The organism is Pseudomonas saponiphila (assembly GCF_900105185.1).
Lineage (GTDB): Bacteria > Pseudomonadota > Gammaproteobacteria > Pseudomonadales > Pseudomonadaceae > Aquipseudomonas > Aquipseudomonas saponiphila.
The window spans coordinates 438883-458720 of the sequence record NZ_FNTJ01000001.1 but is presented as its reverse complement, the minus strand read 5'-3'; the positions used below and the strand labels follow the sequence as shown (position 1 = coordinate 458720).

Sequence of the window (19838 nt, the reverse complement as noted above, 5' to 3'; positions counted from 1 at the left end):
CATCAGCCGTTCGCTTAACGCTTGGGCTGGAGACACAAAGTCGATGCTTACTTGAGCTCGACTTTAGCGCCTGCTTCTTCCAGAGCTGCTTTGGCTTTTTCAGCTGCTTCTTTAGCAACAGCTTCCAGAACCATGGCAGGAGCGCCGTCAACTACAGCCTTGGCTTCTTTCAGACCCAGACCGGTCAGTTCACGTACAGCCTTGATCACGTTAACTTTCTTCTCGCCAGCTTCGGTCAGCATGACGTTGAATTCAGTTTGCTCTTCAACAACAGCGGCAGCAGCAGCTGGGCCAGCGGCGGCAACAGCAGCGGTAACGCCGAAGGTTTCTTCCATTGCTTTGATCAGCTCAACAACTTCCAGAACGGTTTTCTGGCCGATTGCTTCGATGATTTGCTCGTTAGTCAGAGACATGACTATAAATTCCTGTATTGGGGTGACAGCCTACGCAGCCATCAAATTAAACATATGATTTTGAAAGGGCTTGCGGTGCCTTAGGCAGCAGCAGCTTCTTTCTGGTCGCGAATAGCCGCCAGAGTACGAGCCAGCTTGCTGGTAGCGCCTTGAATCACGCTCATCAGCTTCGCAATAGCTTCGTCGCGAGTTGGCAGCGAAGCCAACACGTCGATCTCGTTTGCTGCGAGGTACTTGCCCTCGAACGCAGCTGCCTTGATCTCGAACTTGTCCTGACCCTTTGCGAACTCTTTGAAAATACGAGCGGCAGCGCCCGGATGTTCCTTGGAGAATGCAATCAGGGTAGGGCCGACGAACGCGTCGTTGAGCACGTCATATTGAGTGCCTTCAACAGCGCGCTTGAGCAGGGTGTTACGTACAACACGTACGTAAACGCCAGCTTCGCGGGCCTCTTTACGGAGTCCGGTCATTGCGCCTACTGTCACACCGCGGGCATCAGCCACAACAGCAGACAGAGCGACTTTGGCAGCCTCGTTGACTTCAGCGACGATGGCCTTCTTGTCTTCGAGTTTAATTGCCACGGGTTTAACTCCTGCTTGTTACCGTTTCATCCAACCGGAGCTGGATGTCGTTTTGGTGTCTGATTCGGTAAGGAACCGGGAGCACCATCTGCGTAGGCTTGAGGTTTAAGACTTGCGTCGCCTACGGTCTTGGATAGCCCCCGCCAGGCAGGGACCCCAATTTTTCAGCGGATGCAATTACTTGCATCCGCTTGTGTCTTATACGTCCAGCGAACCTTGGTCGATGACCAGGCCTGGGCCCATAGTGGTGCTCAGAGTAACGCGCTTGACGTAGATGCCTTTCGAAGAAGCTGGTTTGATACGCTTCAGGTCAGCGATCAGGGCTTCAACGTTTTCCTTCAGCTTGACGGCGTCGAAGCCGACCTTGCCAACGGAAGTGTGGATGATGCCGTTTTTGTCGGTGCGATAACGAACCTGACCAGCCTTGGCGTTCTTGACTGCCGAAGCTACGTCTGGAGTAACGGTACCGACTTTCGGGTTAGGCATCAGGCCACGAGGACCCAGAACCTGACCCAACTGACCCACAACGCGCATTGCATCCGGGGAAGCAATAACTACGTCATAGTTCAGGTCGCCGCCTTTCATTTCGGCAGCCAGATCATCCATACCTACGCGGTCTGCACCGGCAGCCAGAGCAGCTTCAGCAGCTGGACCCTGGGTGAACACAGCTACACGTACAGTCTTGCCAGTGCCGTGCGGCAGCACAGTAGCGCTACGAACAACCTGGTCAGATTTACGCGGGTCTACGCCCAGGTTCACAGCAACGTCTACGGACTCGCTGAACTTAACGGTCGACAGCTCGGTCAGGAGAGCGGCAGCTTCTACGAAGTTGTAGGCCTTGCCTGCTTCAATCTTGCCGGCGATAGCCTTTTGGCGCTTGGTCAGCTTAGCCATTACACACCCTCCACGTTAAGGCCCATGCTACGAGCAGAACCGGCGATAGTACGCACGGCTGCATCCATATCAGCTGCAGTCAGATCCGCGTTTTTGGTTTTCGCGATCTCTTCCAGCTGAGCACGGGTAACAGTGCCAACCTTAACGGTGTTCGGACGAGCGGAACCGCTAGTCAGGCCAGCAGCTTTCTTCAGCAGAACCGAAGCAGGGGTGCTCTTAGTTTCGAAAGTGAAGCTGCGGTCACTGTAAACAGTGATGATCACAGGAGTCGGCAGACCTGGTTCAAGACCCTGAGTACGGGCGTTGAAAGCCTTGCAGAATTCCATGATGTTCACGCCGTGTTGACCCAGAGCTGGACCAACGGGCGGGCTTGGGTTGGCCTGAGCGGCCTTAACTTGCAGCTTGATGTAAGCAGTAATCTTCTTAGCCATGAGGCACTCCAATTACGGGTTCAGACGCCTAGAAAGGCTCCCCGGTTACTTGCGCGTTTATCCCAGTGACGAAAAAACCCCACAGCCTAAGGCTGCGGGGTATGGGATTCTCGTTCAGTTATGCCTTTTCGACCTGACTGAACTCTAGCTCTACCGGAGTAGAGCGACCGAAAATGAGTACCGCCACTTGAATGCGGCTCTTTTCGTAGTTAACTTCTTCGACCGTGCCGTTAAAGTCAGCGAATGGACCATCAGTAACACGAACCACTTCGCCCGGCTCAAACAGAGTTTTAGGCTTAGGCTTATCACTACCGTCAGCGACGCGACGCAGAATCGCTTCAGCTTCTTTATCAGTAATAGGAGCCGGCTTATCGGCAGTACCACCGATAAAGCCCATGACACGAGGAGTATCCTTGACCAAGTGCCAAGTACCCTCATTCATATCCATCTGAACCAGCACATAGCCTGGAAAGAACTTACGCTCGCTTTTGCGCTTCTGGCCATTACGCATCTCAACCACTTCTTCAGTGGGAACCAGAATTTCGCCGAAGCCATCTTCCATGCCAGCCAGCTTCACACGCTCGATCAACGAGCGCATTACATGCTTCTCGTAACCCGAGTAAGCATGCACAACGTACCAACGCTTAGCCACGGGACACCCTTAGCCAACAATCAAGGAAACAAGCCAGCCGAGCAGGGAATCTAGCCCCCACAACAGCAACGCCATAACCAGAACCACAGCCACAACAATCAACGTGGTCTGCGTGGTCTCTTGGCGAGTAGGCCATACGACTTTACGAATCTCAGTGCGCGCTTCCTTAACCAGCACGAAGAACGACTTGCCCTTTGCAGTTTGCAGACCAACAAAGGCAGCAACAGCAGCAATAGCAAGCAGCACTAGGACACGGTACAGGATCGGCGAAGCAGAGTAGTACTGATTGCCAACAACACCAACAATCACCAAAGCAACCACGACGAGCCACTTGAGCAGATCGAAGCGAGAGCCTTGAGCTTCAGCCTTAGGAGTCATCTATGAAGATCCTGTGAAAAGAAAGCCAGACACATTGAGTGAATCTGGCAGGTCAGGAGGGAATCGAACCCCCAACCTACGGTTTTGGAGACCGTCGCTCTGCCAATTGAGCTACTGACCTAAAAACAAAATCAGGCCGACCATTATGTCGGCCCGATGGAGATATTTCAAGAGCTTATTCGATGACCTTGGCTACGACGCCAGCGCCGACGGTACGACCGCCTTCACGGATAGCGAAACGCAGACCATCTTCCATCGCGATGGTTTTGATCAGAGTGACAGTCATCTGGATGTTGTCACCTGGCATTACCATTTCAACGCCTTCTGGCAGCTCGCAGTTACCAGTCACGTCAGTAGTACGGAAGTAGAACTGTGGACGGTAGCCTTTGAAGAACGGAGTATGACGGCCGCCTTCTTCTTTGCTCAGAACGTAAACTTCAGCAGTGAACTTGGTGTGAGGCTTAACGGTGCCTGGCTTAACCAGAACCTGACCACGCTCAACGTCGTCACGCTTGGTACCACGCAGCAGAACGCCGCAGTTCTCGCCAGCACGACCTTCGTCGAGCAGTTTGCGGAACATTTCAACGCCGGTGCAGGTAGTTTTCTGAGTGTCGCGCAGACCAACGATCTCAACTTCTTCCTGGATGCGAACGATACCACGCTCAACACGGCCAGTTACCACGGTGCCACGACCGGAGATCGAGAACACGTCTTCGATTGGCATCAGGAACGGCTTGTCGATTGCACGCTCTGGCTCTGGGATGTAGGTGTCCAGAGTTTCTACCAGACGCTTAACAGCGGTGGTACCCATTTCGTTGTCGTCTTGGCCGTTCAGAGCCATCAGAGCCGAACCGATGATGATCGGAGTGTCGTCACCTGGGAAGTCGTAAGTGCTCAGCAGATCGCGCACTTCCATCTCAACCAGTTCCAGCAGCTCAGCGTCGTCAACCATGTCAGCCTTGTTCAGGAAGACAACGATGTACGGAACGCCTACCTGACGGGACAGCAGGATGTGCTCACGAGTTTGTGGCATCGGACCATCGGCAGCCGAGCAAACCAGGATCGCGCCGTCCATCTGGGCAGCACCGGTGATCATGTTTTTGACGTAGTCGGCGTGACCTGGGCAGTCAACGTGCGCGTAGTGACGAATGTGCGAATCGTACTCTACGTGTGCAGTGTTGATGGTGATACCACGAGCCTTTTCTTCTGGGGCGCTGTCGATCTTGTCGAAGTCAACACGAGCCGAACCGAAAACTTCGGAGCAAACGCGAGTCAGAGCAGCAGTCAGAGTGGTTTTACCGTGGTCAACGTGACCGATAGTACCCACGTTAACGTGCGGCTTATTACGTTCGAACTTTTCCTTAGCCATCGAAATCACCCCTAGGAGAAGAATTAAGCAACTCACACAAGCCATTAAAACAAAGGCAGATATTTTCATATCTGCCTTGTTATATGGAGCTCTTGAGCGGATTTGAACCGCTGACCTCACCCTTACCAAGGGTGTGCTCTACCAACTGAGCTACAAGAGCGAAACACTTTGCAAAATCTGCAAACTTGGAGCGGGTAGCGGGAATCGAACCCGCATCATCAGCTTGGAAGGCTGAGGTTCTACCACTAAACTATACCCGCGGAGCCTGCAGCTCTCGCTAAATCTGGTGGAGGGGGAAGGATTCGAACCTTCGAAGTCGTAGACGTCAGATTTACAGTCTGATCCCTTTGGCCGCTCGGGAACCCCTCCTAAGCGAGGCAGCATTCTATACTATGCCACCCTTCTGTCAAGCATTTTCTCAATTAAATCTTGAGGTTAGCTGCATTGACCTAACTCTTTAGCTTCAACCTCAAGAGGTCTTCGCTGCGGAGCGGGCGCCATTCTATGCAACCTATTCGACAGTTGCAACCCCCTCACAAGGCATTATTTTATGTTTTAACTCATTGAATTCCTTAGCAAGGCTCAGCAACTGAGGATCATCCAATAGATGCTTGCTTTCAGGAGATATGCGCAACCAAAAACCTGATGAACCAGGAGCATTCAAAACCTGCAATTTGGCCTCAACCCCCAACTCACCGAGACGCCGCTCAAGCCCCTGAGCCGACTCACGGCGCACAAAGCCCCCCAGATATAGACAACCCGCCTCCGCATCTGCGACCCGCCCCTTATCACGCCGCTCGACCGCATCAGTAGACTCGCTCAGCAGTCGAATATCCTGCTGAGAACCTCGATAAAGCGAGAGCGGCATCACCTCTTTTGCCCGAAGCGGAGCCTCCTGCTGATGCCAGACGTAGTAGAAAACATTGAGTACCAATAACAGCAGAAACAACCAACGCATAAACACCTCACGACAGCGGACGCGCCACAGTCAATCCAATTAGCGCTAGCCAGAGCTCAAGAGTCGTCGCGCAACCTCAAACTAAGCTCTCCACCGCTATATGCCTTTTCCTCGCCCCCCACCTTAAGGCGTAGCCCTCCCTGGCGATCAATCCCCAGCACAACCCCATCAACCTTAGTTACACCCGCTATCAGAGACACTGCGCGCCCCTGCCATAGATGGTTTTGCTCCCACTCATGCTGGATAGCTGAAAACCCATGCAAGCGATGACGCTCCAGATAAGCGGCCATAACCTCACCCAGGCGAGCGACAAGCTGATTTCGATCCATGATCTTGCCAGACTCAAGCCTTACCGAAGTCCATTCCTGATCGACCTCCTCAGAAGCCTGCATGTTCACATTGATGCCAACACCAATGACGACATGACATACATCTGCAGGATCACCCACCAACTCAAGAAGTATTCCAGCAATCTTTTTCTGACCGACCAAAACATCGTTTGGCCATTTCAGCCCCGCACCTGGAACGCCACAACCTCGAAGAGCCTGCATCACAGCCAGACCTACAACCAGACTGAGGCCCTCCAACTGTCGCATACCACCATCAACTCGCAACACAAGGCTGTAGTAAATGTTCTCGGCAAAGGGACTAATCCACTTACGACCGCGCCGACCGCGCCCCGCTGTTTGTCGCTCAGCTAGAACCAGGAAGGGAGCAACACATCCACGCTCGATCGAGCGCAGCGCCTCGGCGTTTGTCGAGTCCAGAAAATCAAAAACCTGGACCGCCCACGGTGCATCGGGAGAAAGACGATTAATTTTCTCTGCGCTTAACAAAGTAATTGGGGAGGCCAGTCGGTAACCACGGCCTCGCACCTTATGAATATCGAGTCCCAACTCCACCTCAAGAAGCTGTAATTGCTTCCATATAGCACTACGAGTAACACCCAACGCGCACCCAAGGGCTTGCCCCGAGTGAAATTGCCCATCCTTAAGAAGCTCTAACAACGTCGACATGCAAGCTCCGCCTTACAATGAGGCTGGAATGATAGCCATGCCCTAAGCCATTGCATAGAAATCACCGCAAGCAAAGGACTTTAGAGGGAGATCAAGGCGCTGGCAGCCGTAAGCACACGAGCGTGGCCAGCCCCAGCAGCGCAACTTTTCTGCAGCACAAAAACAAAACCCCAACTGCTTTCGCAATTGGGGTTTCGGAATTTAATCTTGACGATGACCTACTCTCACATGGGGAAACCCCACACTACCATCGGCGATGCATCGTTTCACTTCTGAGTTCGGGATGGGATCAGGTGGTTCCAACGCTCTATGGTCGTCAAGAAATTCGGTAGCCAGTCCGTTGCTTGCGCAACGTGCCAGCGAATGGGTATGTAATAGAGTTGGTGCTTTGTGAGCCTGCAAACTTTCGGTTTGATTCGTCTTCACACACCGCAACTCGCTTCTTAAGCAAATTGCTTGGGTGTTATATGGTCAAGCCTCACGGGCAATTAGTATTGGTTAGCTCAACGCCTCACAGCGCTTACACACCCAACCTATCAACGTCGTAGTCTTCGACGGCCCTTTAGGGGATTCAAGATCCCAGTGAGATCTCATCTTGAGGCAAGTTTCCCGCTTAGATGCTTTCAGCGGTTATCTTTTCCGAACATAGCTACCCGGCAATGCCACTGGCGTGACAACCGGAACACCAGAGGTTCGTCCACTCCGGTCCTCTCGTACTAGGAGCAGCCCCTCTCAAATCTCAAACGTCCACGGCAGATAGGGACCGAACTGTCTCACGACGTTCTAAACCCAGCTCGCGTACCACTTTAAATGGCGAACAGCCATACCCTTGGGACCGGCTTCAGCCCCAGGATGTGATGAGCCGACATCGAGGTGCCAAACACCGCCGTCGATATGAACTCTTGGGCGGTATCAGCCTGTTATCCCCGGAGTACCTTTTATCCGTTGAGCGATGGCCCTTCCATACAGAACCACCGGATCACTAAGACCTACTTTCGTACCTGCTCGACGTGTCTGTCTCGCAGTCAAGCGCGCTTTTGCCTTTATACTCTACGACCGATTTCCGACCGGTCTGAGCGCACCTTCGTACTCCTCCGTTACTCTTTAGGAGGAGACCGCCCCAGTCAAACTACCCACCATACACTGTCCTCGATCCGGATAACGGACCTGAGTTAGAACCTCAAAGTTGCCAGGGTGGTATTTCAAGGATGGCTCCACGCAGACTGGCGTCCACGCTTCAAAGCCTCCCACCTATCCTACACAAGCAAATTCAAAGTCCAGTGCAAAGCTATAGTAAAGGTTCACGGGGTCTTTCCGTCTAGCCGCGGATACACTGCATCTTCACAGCGATTTCAATTTCACTGAGTCTCGGGTGGAGACAGCGCCGCCATCGTTACGCCATTCGTGCAGGTCGGAACTTACCCGACAAGGAATTTCGCTACCTTAGGACCGTTATAGTTACGGCCGCCGTTTACCGGGGCTTCGATCAAGAGCTTCGCGTTAGCTAACCCCATCAATTAACCTTCCGGCACCGGGCAGGCGTCACACCCTATACGTCCACTTTCGTGTTTGCAGAGTGCTGTGTTTTTAATAAACAGTCGCAGCGGCCTGGTATCTTCGACCGGCATGAGCTTACGGAGCAAGTCCTTCACCCTCACCGGCGCACCTTCTCCCGAAGTTACGGTGCCATTTTGCCTAGTTCCTTCACCCGAGTTCTCTCAAGCGCCTTGGTATTCTCTACCCAACCACCTGTGTCGGTTTGGGGTACGGTTCCTAGTTATCTGAAGCTTAGAAGCTTTTCTTGGAAGCATGGCATCAACCACTTCGTCACCTAAAAGGTAACTCGTCATCAGCTCTCGGCCTTGAAACCCCGGATTTACCTAAGATTTCAGCCTACCACCTTAAACTTGGACAACCAACGCCAAGCTGGCCTAGCCTTCTCCGTCCCTCCATCGCAATAACTAGAAGTACAGGAATATTAACCTGTTTTCCATCGACTACGCTTTTCAGCCTCGCCTTAGGGACCGACTAACCCTGCGTCGATTAACGTTGCGCAGGAAACCTTGGTCTTTCGGCGTGGGTGTTTTTCACACCCATTGTCGTTACTCATGTCAGCATTCGCACTTCTGATACCTCCAGCAAGCTTCTCAACTCACCTTCACAGGCTTACAGAACGCTCCTCTACCGCATCACTTACGTGATACCCGTAGCTTCGGTGTATGGTTTGAGCCCCGTTACATCTTCCGCGCAGGCCGACTCGACTAGTGAGCTATTACGCTTTCTTTAAAGGGTGGCTGCTTCTAAGCCAACCTCCTAGCTGTCTAAGCCTTCCCACATCGTTTCCCACTTAACCATAACTTTGGGACCTTAGCTGACGGTCTGGGTTGTTTCCCTTTTCACGACGGACGTTAGCACCCGCCGTGTGTCTCCCATGCTCGGCACTTGTAGGTATTCGGAGTTTGCATCGGTTTGGTAAGTCGGGATGACCCCCTAGCCGAAACAGTGCTCTACCCCCTACAGTGATACATGAGGCGCTACCTAAATAGCTTTCGAGGAGAACCAGCTATCTCCGAGCTTGATTAGCCTTTCACTCCGATCCACAGGTCATCCGCTAACTTTTCAACGGTAGTCGGTTCGGTCCTCCAGTCAGTGTTACCTAACCTTCAACCTGCCCATGGATAGATCGCCCGGTTTCGGGTCTATTCCCAGCGACTAGACGCCCTATTAAGACTCGCTTTCGCTACGCCTCCCCTATTCGGTTAAGCTCGCCACTGAAAATAAGTCGCTGACCCATTATACAAAAGGTACGCAGTCACAGAACAAAGTCTGCTCCCACTGCTTGTACGCATACGGTTTCAGGATCTATTTCACTCCCCTCTCCGGGGTTCTTTTCGCCTTTCCCTCACGGTACTAGTTCACTATCGGTCAGTCAGTAGTATTTAGCCTTGGAGGATGGTCCCCCCATATTCAGACAAGGTTTCTCGTGCCCCGTCCTACTCGATTTCATGACTAAGAGATTTTCGCGTACAGGGCTATCACCCACTATGGCCGCACTTTCCAGAGCGTTCCGCTAATCTCAAAGCCACTTAAGGGCTAGTCCCCGTTCGCTCGCCACTACTAAGGGAATCTCGGTTGATTTCTTTTCCTCAGGGTACTTAGATGTTTCAGTTCCCCTGGTTCGCCTCTTGCACCTATGTATTCAGTACAAGATAACCATCTTATGATGGCTGGGTTCCCCCATTCAGAGATCTCCGGATCAAAGTCTGTTTGCCGACTCCCCGAAGCTTATCGCAGGCTACCACGTCTTTCATCGCCTCTGACTGCCAAGGCATCCACCGTATGCGCTTCTTCACTTGACCATATAACCCCAAGCAATCTGGTTATACTATGAAGACGACATTCGCCGAAAATTCGCAAAACTCTTAAGAGTTACTCACAAATTTTACCTTAGCCTGATCCGTTACCAGTGAAAGTAACGTTCAGTCTATCTTTCTATCACATACCCAAATTTTTAAAGAACGATCTAATCAAAAGACTAGAAATCAACATTCAATGTGAATGCTCATTTCTAAGCTTTCAGAAGCAGTTTATGGTGGAGCCAAGCGGGATCGAACCGCTGACCTCCTGCGTGCAAGGCAGGCGCTCTCCCAGCTGAGCTATGGCCCCATAACAAAATTGGTGGGTCTGGGCAGATTCGAACTGCCGACCTCACCCTTATCAGGGGTGCGCTCTAACCAACTGAGCTACAGACCCAATTTCGAGCTTGTAACTGTTAGCTTGGAGCTATCAGCTTGGAGCTTAAAGCTGCTTCTATCGTCTTCTTCAATGAATCAAGCAATTCGTGTGGGAGCTTATGAAGCAGCTGATGTCGTCGATTAAGGAGGTGATCCAGCCGCAGGTTCCCCTACGGCTACCTTGTTACGACTTCACCCCAGTCATGAATCACACCGTGGTAACCGTCCCCCCGAAGGTTAGACTAGCTACTTCTGGTGCAACCCACTCCCATGGTGTGACGGGCGGTGTGTACAAGGCCCGGGAACGTATTCACCGCGACATTCTGATTCGCGATTACTAGCGATTCCGACTTCACGCAGTCGAGTTGCAGACTGCGATCCGGACTACGATCGGTTTTATGGGATTAGCTCCACCTCGCGGCTTGGCAACCCTTTGTACCGACCATTGTAGCACGTGTGTAGCCCAGGCCGTAAGGGCCATGATGACTTGACGTCATCCCCACCTTCCTCCGGTTTGTCACCGGCAGTCTCCTTAGAGTGCCCACCATAACGTGCTGGTAACTAAGGACAAGGGTTGCGCTCGTTACGGGACTTAACCCAACATCTCACGACACGAGCTGACGACAGCCATGCAGCACCTGTCTCAATGTTCCCGAAGGCACCAATCCATCTCTGGAAAGTTCATTGGATGTCAAGGCCTGGTAAGGTTCTTCGCGTTGCTTCGAATTAAACCACATGCTCCACCGCTTGTGCGGGCCCCCGTCAATTCATTTGAGTTTTAACCTTGCGGCCGTACTCCCCAGGCGGTCAACTTAATGCGTTAGCTGCGCCACTAAGAGCTCAAGGCTCCCAACGGCTAGTTGACATCGTTTACGGCGTGGACTACCAGGGTATCTAATCCTGTTTGCTCCCCACGCTTTCGCACCTCAGTGTCAGTATCAGTCCAGGTGGTCGCCTTCGCCACTGGTGTTCCTTCCTATATCTACGCATTTCACCGCTACACAGGAAATTCCACCACCCTCTACCATACTCTAGCTTGCCAGTTTTGGATGCAGTTCCCAGGTTGAGCCCGGGGCTTTCACATCCAACTTAACAAACCACCTACGCGCGCTTTACGCCCAGTAATTCCGATTAACGCTTGCACCCTCTGTATTACCGCGGCTGCTGGCACAGAGTTAGCCGGTGCTTATTCTGTCGGTAACGTCAAAATACTCACGTATTAGGTAAGTACCCTTCCTCCCAACTTAAAGTGCTTTACAATCCGAAGACCTTCTTCACACACGCGGCATGGCTGGATCAGGCTTTCGCCCATTGTCCAATATTCCCCACTGCTGCCTCCCGTAGGAGTCTGGACCGTGTCTCAGTTCCAGTGTGACTGATCATCCTCTCAGACCAGTTACGGATCGTCGCCTTGGTGAGCCATTACCTCACCAACTAGCTAATCCGACCTAGGCTCATCTAATAGCGTGAGGTCCGAAGATCCCCCACTTTCTCCCGTAGGACGTATGCGGTATTAGCGCCCGTTTCCGGACGTTATCCCCCACTACTAGGCAGATTCCTAGGCATTACTCACCCGTCCGCCGCTCGCCACCAGGTACAAGTACCCGTGCTGCCGCTCGACTTGCATGTGTTAGGCCTGCCGCCAGCGTTCAATCTGAGCCATGATCAAACTCTTCAGTTCAAACATCTTTGGGTTTTGAGAAAACCCTAAACTTGGCTCAGCAATCGTTGGTTACATCTTTGATTTCTCGCGGAGTAACTTGTGATGCTGATAATCTTTTTGACTATCAGTCTGACTCCACAAGCACCCACACGAATTGCTTGATTCAGTTGTTAAAGAGCGGTTGGTTAAGATCTTTCGTCTCAACCGAGGCGCGCATTCTACAGCAGCCTCATTTACTGTCAAGCGATTTTTTAAGAAGTTTTTGAAGATTTCCTCAACAACTTCAACCACTTGCGCTTTCGATCTCTCGTTAGCGGGAGGCGAATTCTACAGCGTTACACACTGCTGTCAACACCTCTTTTCAACCGCTTTCGACCGAGAGGATCGAATCGTTAACAAGGCGAAAAACACTGCCTTGCCAACTGCTTCTGGCTTCGATGAACTGAAGCTAAACCGCTGTCGAAAACCGCGTAACCCGTTGAATTTCAAGGAGTTTTCCGTTTCGACTGCGCCGGAAGTGGGGCGAATTATAGAGACAAATAACTCGCCGTCAACACCTATTTTCTATTTTATTCGGGCTTAAGCGTAATCCGCGCAAACGCCTTCTTGCCGGCCTGGCAAACATGCGTCGTACCTAAGGCATATATATAGGAGCGATCAACAACCTCACCATCGACGCGCACACCACCAGAGCTCAGGAGATCACGCGCGACCGCGGCATTCTTAACCAGCCCGGCCTTGTTAAGGACAGCAGCAATCGGCATATCCTCAGCAGCAGCCAACTCGATCTCCGGCAGATCCTCCGGCAGCTCTCCATCCTTCATGCGATTGCCCGCGGCACGATGCGCGCTGGCCGCTGCCTCTTCACCATGGAAGCGCGCAACAATTTCCTCAGCCAGCTTGATCTTGATATCACGCGGATTAGCACCCGCCTCGACATCAGCGCGGAATGCATTGATCTCTTCCATCGAACGGAAGCTGAGTAGTTCGAAATAACGCCACATCAACGCATCAGGAATGGAAACCAGCTTACCGTACATAACCCCCGGCGCTTCCTGGATACCTACATAGTTGCCCAAGGACTTGGACATCTTTTTGACCCCATCCAACCCCTCAAGCAACGGCATAGTCAGAATGCATTGCGCTTCTTGACCATAACCGCGCTGCAGCTCCCGCCCCATCAATAGATTGAACTTCTGGTCGGTACCACCCAGCTCGACATCAGCACGCAACGCAACCGAGTCATACCCCTGGACAAGCGGATACAAGAACTCATGGATAGCGATCGGCTGATTGGTCGAGTAGCGCTTATCAAAGTCATCGCGCTCAAGCATGCGCGCAACCGTGTATTGGGAAGTCAGACGAATAAAGTCCGCCGGCCCCATCTTGTCCATCCACGCAGAGTTGAAAGCCACCTCAGTCTTGGCTGGATCAAGAATTTTGAAGACCTGACTTTTATAGGTCTCGGCATTCTCCAGAACCTGCTCGCGGGTCAGCGGCGGGCGAGTGGCACTCTTACCACTTGGATCACCGATCATCCCGGTAAAGTCGCCAATCAGGAAGATCACTTGATGACCCAGGTCCTGGAATTGACGCAGCTTATTAATGAGCACGGTATGCCCAAGATGCAAATCCGGCGCAGTCGGGTCAAAGCCAGCCTTGATACGCAGCGGCACGCCACGCTTGAGCTTCTCGATCAACTCGGACTCGACCAACAACTCTTCCGCACCACGCTTGATCAGCGCTAGCTGCTCTTCAACCGACTTCATAACAGACCCGCAAGGCTCAGATTCAAAAGGGAACCAACCATACAAGATCACGGACTAATTACAAGTTTTGCCCGGCGTACGGAAGCATTCAGAGAACAGAGTGTCCTCACGCTTGCGTCACAGATGATTTGGTTATATTTTATACAGTTATTTCATCTTCATCATGTCATTCATCTTTTCCACTTCATCTTTTCAAAGTCAAATTACCTATGACCACCGAACCGTCTAAAGCGCCACCGCTTTATCCGAAGAGCCACCTGCTCGCCGCAAGCGGCATAGCAGCCCTTCTAAGTCTGGCTCTGCTGGTATTCCCTTCCAGTGATGTTGAAGCCAAAAAAACGACATTGAGCCTTGATCTGGAAAGCCCGATCGAGCAACTCACACAAGATCAAGACGCCGCATCTACGGAACAAGCCACAACTGAAGCAGTAGCCTCACCTTTCGCACAGATCGAAAACACCCAAGAAGACACCACGGAATCAGCAGAAAGCACGCCTGCGCCTGCCGTCACGGAAGAAGCAAAAGCCCCGGGCCATAGAGAAGTAACAGTGACCAAGGGCGACACCCTGTCCACACTGTTCGAGAAGGTCGGCCTGCCGGCCACCTCGGTGCATGAAATACTGGCAAGCGACAAGCAAGCCAAACAGTTCTCTCAGCTCAAACATGGCCAGAAGCTGGAGTTTGAACTGACCCCAGACGGCCAACTGAACAACCTGCACACAAAAGTCAGCGATCTGGAAACCATCACCCTGACCAAAGGCCCTAAAGGCTTTACCTTCAACCGAGTGATCACCAAGCCAGTGGTGCGCTCAGCCTACGTTCACGGCGTTATCAACAGTTCGCTTTCACAGTCCGCCGCCCGCGCCGGCCTGTCCCATAGCCTGACCATGGATATGGCGAACATTTTCGGCTACGACATCGACTTCGCTCAGGACATTCGCCAGGGTGACGAGTTTGACGTGATCTATGAGCAGAAAGTCGCCAACGGCAAAGTGGTCGGGACCGGCAATATCCTTTCCGCACGCTTCACCAACCGTGGCAAAACCTATACGGCAGTGCGCTACACCAATAAACAGGGCTCCAGCAGCTACTACACCGCAGACGGCAACAGCATGCGCAAGGCGTTCATCCGCACGCCAGTGGACTTTGCCCGCATCAGCTCACGCTTCTCCATGGGGCGTAAACATCCGATCCTGAACAAAATCCGCGCTCACAAGGGCGTCGACTATGCCGCTCCACGGGGCACCCCCATCAAGGCAGCCGGCGATGGCAAGGTCCTGCTGGCAGGTCGTCGCGGCGGTTACGGCAACACCGTGATCATCCAGCACGGCAATACCTACCGCACGCTGTATGGCCACATGCAAGGCTTTGCCAAAGGCGTCAAAACCGGTGGTTCGGTGAAGCAGGGGCAGGTCATTGGCTATATCGGCACCACAGGCCTGTCCACCGGGCCACACTTGCATTACGAGTTCCAGGTCAACGGCGTGCACGTAGACCCGCTGGGCCAAAAACTGCCGATGGCCGACCCGATTGCCAAGGCAGAACGCGCTCGCTTCCTCCAGCAGAGCCAGCCTCTGATGGCTCGAATGGAGCAGGAAAAGGCCACGATGCTGGCCTCGAGCAAACGCTGAACCATGGCGCGCTATATAGGAGTAATGTCCGGCACCAGCCTTGATGGCCTGGACATTGCCCTGATCGAGCAGGATCCGGCGATCAGACTGATCGCCACCCACTACATCCCCATGCCAGAGTCCCTGCGCGCAGAGCTGCTGAGCTTGTGCGCCAGCGGCCCAGATGAGATCGCCCGCTCTGCCATGGCCCAGCAGCATTGGGTCAAGCTGGCTGCCCAGGGCATCCATAGCCTTCTGCAACAGCAACAACTGCAAGCTCAGGACATTCGCGCCATTGGCAGTCACGGCCAGACAGTACGCCATGAACCGAGCCGCGGTTTTACTGTACAGATCGGCAACCCGGCACTGCTTGCGGAGCTTACCGGCATCAGCGTAGTCAGCGACTTTCGCAGTCGCGATGTAGCCGCCGGCGGCCAAGGAGCACCGCTGGTCCCGGCCTTCCACGAAGCCCTGTTCGAACGATGCACAGGAAGCCGTGCGGTTCTGAACATTGGCGGCTTCAGCAACCTGAGCCTGATCGAGACGGACAAACCGGTGACCGGCTTCGATTGCGGCCCAGGCAATGTGTTGCTCGATACCTGGATACAGGATCAACGCGCAGAATCCTTTGACCGCGACGGTCAGTGGGCAGCCAGCGGCCAACTCGACCAGTCCTTGTTGACCACCCTGCTCAGCGACCCGTTCTTCGCCACGCAGGGGCCGAAGAGCACAGGACGCGAAGTATTCAATCTTCAGTGGCTGCAACGGCAACTGGCACAGCACCCTCCGCTTCGCGCTGAAGATGTGCAAGCCACTCTGCTGGAACTGACCGCACTGACCATAGTTCACTCGCTGCAGGCGGCACAAAGCGACACCCAGGAGCTTCTGGTCTGTGGCGGCGGCGCCCACAACAATGCCCTGATGCAGCGCCTCGCGGCCCTGTTGCCCGGGACACGAGTGAGCAGTACCGCTGTATATGGCGTGGACCCCGACTGGGTAGAGGCCATGGCCTTCGCCTGGCTGGCCCATTGCTGCATGGAAGGCATTGCAGCCAACCGCCCCGGCGTTACCGGCGCCCGCGGTCTGCGAATACTGGGCGCTATCTACCCTGCCTGAACACCAGACAGCAAAACGCCGCAGGATCGTCAGACCCTGCGGCGCTAGGAATGGCTTTTAGTAACCGATCAGATCGAAAACGATGACCCGCAACCACAGGTAGTGGTGGCATTGGGGTTTTTGATCACGAAACGCGAACCTTCCAGACCTTCCTGATAGTCCACCTCAGCACCAGCCAGGTACTGGAAACTCATGGGGTCCACCACCAGGCTCACACCCTCGCGCTCAACGATGGTGTCATCCTCGGCCACTTCCTCATCAAAAGTGAAGCCGTACTGAAACCCCGAACAACCGCCGCCCGTAACGAATACGCGCAGCTTCAAGCGATCATTACCCTCTTCGTCGACCAGGGTCTTCACCTTGTGCGCTGCACCTTGAGTGAATTGCAAAGCCGTGGGGGTGAAGGATTCAACGCTCATGCTGACTATCTCCCGGCGTTAAGCCGCCATACTGCGTAATGACGCGCATTATCCGCTTCTCCTAGAAAAGCGGTCAACTATTGTTACGGTATATCAATAGTCGTACAGCTACCCGCATAACGCAGAAAGGCCCGTCAGACGGGCCTTTCTGTTCAACGCTAAAACGGTCTCAAGGCAGCATGCCCGCGTGAGACAGCCCCAGACGCTCATCCAGGCCAAACAGAATATTGAGGTTTTGCACCGCCTGCCCCGAAGCGCCCTTGACCAGGTTGTCGATGACCGACAGCACCACCACCAGATCGCCGTCCTGCGGACGATGCACCGCAATCCGGCACACGTTGGCGCCACGCACGCTACGGGTTTCAGGATGACTGCCCGCCGGCATCACATCGACAAAAGGTTCATTGGCATAGCGCTTCTCGAACAACGCCTGCAAATCAACCGAACGGTCCACAACTGTCGAGTAGAGCGTGGAATGAATGCCGCGAATCATCGGTGTCAGATGCGGAACAAAGGTCAGACCGACATCCTTGCCTGCTGCCCGGCGCAACCCCTGGCGGATTTCCGGCAAGTGACGATGCCCTTTGACCGCATAGGCCTTCATGCTTTCAGAGGTTTCCGAGTACAGCGAACCCACACTGGCACCACGGCCGGCACCGCTGACACCTGACTTGCAGTCGGCGATCAGACGCGACGCATCGGCCAGACCCGCTTCCAGCAGCGGCAGGAAGCCCAACTGGGTGGCGGTTGGGTAGCAGCCTGGAACAGCGATCAGCCGAGCCTTCTTGATCTGCTCGCGGTTGACTTCCGGCAACCCGTAGACCGCCTCATCCAGCAGCTCGGGCGCGCCGTGGGGCTGGCCGTACCACTTGGCCCACTCATTGGCATCCTGCAAACGGAAGTCCGCCGACAAATCGATGACCTTGGTTCCCGCCGCCAGCAATTCCCCGGCCAGGGCATGGGCTACCCCATGAGGCGTGGCGAAGAACACCACATCGCAGGCCCCCAGGGTCTTGATGTCCGGCACGCTAAAGGCCAGGCCGTCATAGTGACCGCGCAGGTTCGGGTACATGTCGGCGACGGCCAGGCCGGCTTCGGATCGCGAAGTGATGACCTCCACTCGCGCTTGCGGATGCTGTGCCAACAGACGCAGCAGTTCGACACCGGTGTAACCCGTGCCGCCGACGATACCGACCTTGACCATAAACCTGCCCTCAACGAACCCACTGGAAAGGCTGCCGATAATAGGGGCGGCGCGCCCCTGCGACAACCGTCAAGGTGACGTGCGGCCGCTCTACCCTCTACTATCTTCGCCACCGTGAATCTGGGAATAACTAAAAATGCTCTATCTATGGCTCAAAGCCTTTCATATCGTCAGCGTGGTCTGCTGGTTTGCCGGCCTGTTCTACCTGCCACGCCTGTTCGTCTATCACGCCCAAAGCGAAGACGCCGTCAGCCGCGAGCGCTTCTGCCTGATGGAGCGCAAGCTGTATCGCTTCATCATGGGCCCGGCGATGATCGCGGCGCTGATCTTCGGCATCTGGCTGATCAGCCTCAACCCCAGCGCCTACTTCGGCCAGGGCGGCTGGATGCACGCCAAGCTGACCCTGGTGGTAATCCTGATCGGTTATCACCACATGTGCGGCGCGCAAGTGAAACGCTTCGCCCGTGGCGAGAACAACCGCAGCCATGTCTTTTATCGCTGGTTCAATGAAGTACCGGTTCTGCTATTGCTGGCTATCGTAATTCTGGTCGTTGTCAGGCCGTTCTAACACTGACTAGTCACTTACCTGGGGGTACTCCAATGTCACTGCCCGTTCTGCTCGAGCAACACCTGCGCCTGCCTCTGGTGGCGGCGCCGATGTTCCTGATCTCCAACCCCGAGCTGGTCCTGGCCTGCTGTCGCAATGGCGTGGTCGGCAGCTTCCCGGCCCTGAACCAGCGAGAAAGCAGTGGCTTCAAGGCCTGGCTCGAAGAGATCGAGGCGGGGCTGGGCAAATTGGAGAACCCTGCCCCCTACGCGGTGAACCTGATCGTGCACAACAGCAATCCGCGCCTGCAGGCGGATCTGCAGATCTGCATCGAGCACAAAGTGCCAATCGTCATCACCAGCCTGGGAGCGGTCAAGGAAGTCGTCGACGCCGTACACAGCTACGGCGGCCTGGTGTTCCATGACGTGACCACGCGCCGGCACGCGGAGAAAGCCGCAGAAGCCGGAGTCGATGGACTGATCGCCGTCGCCGCAGGGGCCGGCGGGCATGCTGGCACCTGGAGCCCCTTCGCCCTTATCGCCGAAATTCGCCAGTTCTTCGACAAGACCCTGCTGCTGGCCGGCTGCCTGAATCGCGGCCACGAGATTCTCGCCGCTCAATTGCTCGGTGCCGACCTGGCGTATCTGGGTACACGCTTTATCGGCACCCGCGAAAGTCACGCGCCGGACGCCTACAAAGAGATGCTGCTCAGTTCCCGTGCTGCGGACATCGTGCACACCGCCGCAGTGTCCGGGGTGCCTGCCAGTTTCATGCGCCAAAGCCTGGAGAATGCCGGCTTCGACCTGGCCGCCCTGCAAGGCAAGGGTGACATCAACTTCGGCTCCAAGCTCAAACCCATCAGCGACGAGGCCAAGGCCTGGAAAACCGTATGGTCGGCCGGCCAAGGCGTAGGCGAAATCAACGACCTGCCCAGCGTCGATCAATTGATCGCCCGCCTGGACAGCGAATACCAGGCCGCCCAGGAACGCGCCGCGCAGTTGAGCAATCGCTGGCCACGTTAACCCGTTCTCATTGTTTTTTGGCCAGCGGGGGGGCGCTGGCCTTAAACTAGCGGCCTTTTATG

Annotated in this window: 16 protein-coding genes, 6 tRNA genes and 3 rRNA genes; 4 read left to right on the top strand and 21 right to left on the bottom strand. The window is 54.3% G+C overall.

Annotated features, from left to right (window positions below; genetic code table 11):
- Positions 1-47: 47 nt before the first annotated feature.
- The 19 genes from rplL to tyrS all read right to left on the bottom strand — a co-directional run bounded on the left by rplL (position 48) and on the right by tyrS (position 13858).
- Entirely contained in the window at positions 48-413 is a 366-nt protein-coding gene (gene rplL / locus BLV47_RS02150) for a 50S ribosomal protein L7/L12 (RefSeq protein ID WP_060841342.1), read from the bottom strand.
- Positions 414-493: 80 nt separating this feature from the next.
- A complete protein-coding gene (gene rplJ, locus BLV47_RS02145) occupies positions 494-994 on the bottom strand; it encodes a 50S ribosomal protein L10 (protein ID WP_016968679.1) in 501 nt (166 codons plus the stop codon).
- A gap of 198 nt (positions 995-1192) precedes the next feature.
- Positions 1193-1888, bottom strand: a complete 696-nt coding sequence (gene rplA / locus BLV47_RS02140; protein WP_011063782.1) for a 50S ribosomal protein L1 — start codon at positions 1886-1888, stop codon at positions 1193-1195.
- The gene (rplK, locus tag BLV47_RS02135) at positions 1888-2319 is read right to left on the bottom strand and encodes a 50S ribosomal protein L11 (RefSeq protein WP_003176435.1); all 432 of its coding nucleotides are present in this window, start codon (positions 2317-2319) and stop codon (positions 1888-1890) included. Before rplK ends, rplA begins: the two co-directional genes overlap by 1 nt.
- Before the next feature lie 118 nt (positions 2320-2437).
- Complete coding sequence (nusG, locus tag BLV47_RS02130; RefSeq protein ID WP_002555501.1) at positions 2438-2971, bottom strand: transcription termination/antitermination protein NusG; 534 nt, start codon at positions 2969-2971, stop codon at positions 2438-2440.
- A gap of 9 nt (positions 2972-2980) precedes the next feature.
- On the bottom strand, positions 2981-3349 hold the full coding sequence (secE, locus tag BLV47_RS02125; protein ID WP_092309393.1) for a preprotein translocase subunit SecE: 369 nt from the start codon (positions 3347-3349) through the stop codon (positions 2981-2983).
- A 45-nt stretch (positions 3350-3394) separates the two neighbouring features.
- Positions 3395-3470 (bottom strand) — tRNA-Trp (locus BLV47_RS02120).
- 54 nt (positions 3471-3524) lie between these two features.
- Positions 3525-4718: an elongation factor Tu gene (gene tuf / locus BLV47_RS02115; protein ID WP_060841339.1), complete on the bottom strand. Its 1194-nt coding sequence runs from the start codon at positions 4716-4718 to the stop codon at positions 3525-3527.
- 84 nt (positions 4719-4802) lie between these two features.
- Positions 4803-4878, bottom strand: a tRNA-Thr gene (locus BLV47_RS02110).
- A gap of 26 nt (positions 4879-4904) precedes the next feature.
- Positions 4905-4978, bottom strand: a tRNA-Gly gene (locus BLV47_RS02105).
- A gap of 24 nt (positions 4979-5002) precedes the next feature.
- A tRNA-Tyr gene (locus BLV47_RS02100) sits at positions 5003-5087 on the bottom strand.
- A gap of 142 nt (positions 5088-5229) precedes the next feature.
- Positions 5230-5676, bottom strand: a complete 447-nt coding sequence (locus BLV47_RS02095) for a hypothetical protein (RefSeq protein ID WP_092309390.1) — start codon at positions 5674-5676, stop codon at positions 5230-5232.
- 56 nt (positions 5677-5732) lie between these two features.
- On the bottom strand, positions 5733-6692 hold the full coding sequence (gene birA / locus BLV47_RS02090; protein ID WP_092309387.1) for a bifunctional biotin--[acetyl-CoA-carboxylase] ligase/biotin operon repressor BirA: 960 nt from the start codon (positions 6690-6692) through the stop codon (positions 5733-5735).
- Positions 6693-6897: 205 nt separating this feature from the next.
- Positions 6898-7013: ribosomal RNA gene (gene rrf / locus BLV47_RS02085) — 5S ribosomal RNA — on the bottom strand.
- A gap of 146 nt (positions 7014-7159) precedes the next feature.
- A 23S ribosomal RNA gene (locus BLV47_RS02080) occupies positions 7160-10051 on the bottom strand.
- 231 nt (positions 10052-10282) lie between these two features.
- Positions 10283-10358: transfer RNA gene (locus BLV47_RS02075), tRNA-Ala, on the bottom strand.
- Positions 10359-10368: 10 nt separating this feature from the next.
- A tRNA-Ile gene (locus BLV47_RS02070) sits at positions 10369-10445 on the bottom strand.
- Between the two features lie 123 nt (positions 10446-10568).
- A 16S ribosomal RNA gene (locus BLV47_RS02065) occupies positions 10569-12107 on the bottom strand.
- The 16S, 23S and 5S rRNA genes sit together here with 2 tRNA genes alongside, the layout of an rRNA operon.
- 551 nt (positions 12108-12658) lie before the next feature.
- Positions 12659-13858, bottom strand: a complete 1200-nt coding sequence (gene tyrS, locus BLV47_RS02055) for a tyrosine--tRNA ligase (protein ID WP_092309384.1) — start codon at positions 13856-13858, stop codon at positions 12659-12661.
- A gap of 209 nt (positions 13859-14067) precedes the next feature.
- Here tyrS and BLV47_RS02050 point away from each other — a divergent pair, with 209 nt between their 5' ends.
- Both BLV47_RS02050 and BLV47_RS02045 read left to right on the top strand, forming a co-directional pair.
- The gene (locus BLV47_RS02050) at positions 14068-15489 is read left to right on the top strand and encodes a peptidoglycan DD-metalloendopeptidase family protein (protein ID WP_092309381.1); all 1422 of its coding nucleotides are present in this window, start codon (positions 14068-14070) and stop codon (positions 15487-15489) included.
- A gap of 3 nt (positions 15490-15492) precedes the next feature.
- Complete coding sequence (locus BLV47_RS02045; protein WP_092309378.1) at positions 15493-16584, top strand: anhydro-N-acetylmuramic acid kinase; 1092 nt, start codon at positions 15493-15495, stop codon at positions 16582-16584.
- A gap of 68 nt (positions 16585-16652) precedes the next feature.
- On the opposite strand, the gene erpA is transcribed toward BLV47_RS02045, so the two are convergent.
- Positions 16653-17003 (bottom strand): iron-sulfur cluster insertion protein ErpA, encoded by a 351-nt coding sequence (gene erpA / locus BLV47_RS02040; protein ID WP_011063789.1) that lies wholly within the window; start codon positions 17001-17003, stop codon positions 16653-16655.
- Between the two features lie 169 nt (positions 17004-17172).
- Complete coding sequence (gene argC / locus BLV47_RS02035; RefSeq protein WP_092309375.1) at positions 17173-18207, bottom strand: N-acetyl-gamma-glutamyl-phosphate reductase; 1035 nt, start codon at positions 18205-18207, stop codon at positions 17173-17175.
- Positions 18208-18343: 136 nt separating this feature from the next.
- Between argC and hemJ the strand changes: the two genes are divergently transcribed.
- Together hemJ and BLV47_RS02025 are read left to right on the top strand one after the other, a co-directional pair.
- On the top strand, positions 18344-18775 hold the full coding sequence (gene hemJ / locus BLV47_RS02030) for a protoporphyrinogen oxidase HemJ (RefSeq protein WP_092309372.1): 432 nt from the start codon (positions 18344-18346) through the stop codon (positions 18773-18775).
- 32 nt (positions 18776-18807) lie between these two features.
- Entirely contained in the window at positions 18808-19776 is a 969-nt protein-coding gene (locus BLV47_RS02025; protein ID WP_092309369.1) for an NAD(P)H-dependent flavin oxidoreductase, read from the top strand.
- Positions 19777-19838: the final 62 nt, after the last annotated feature.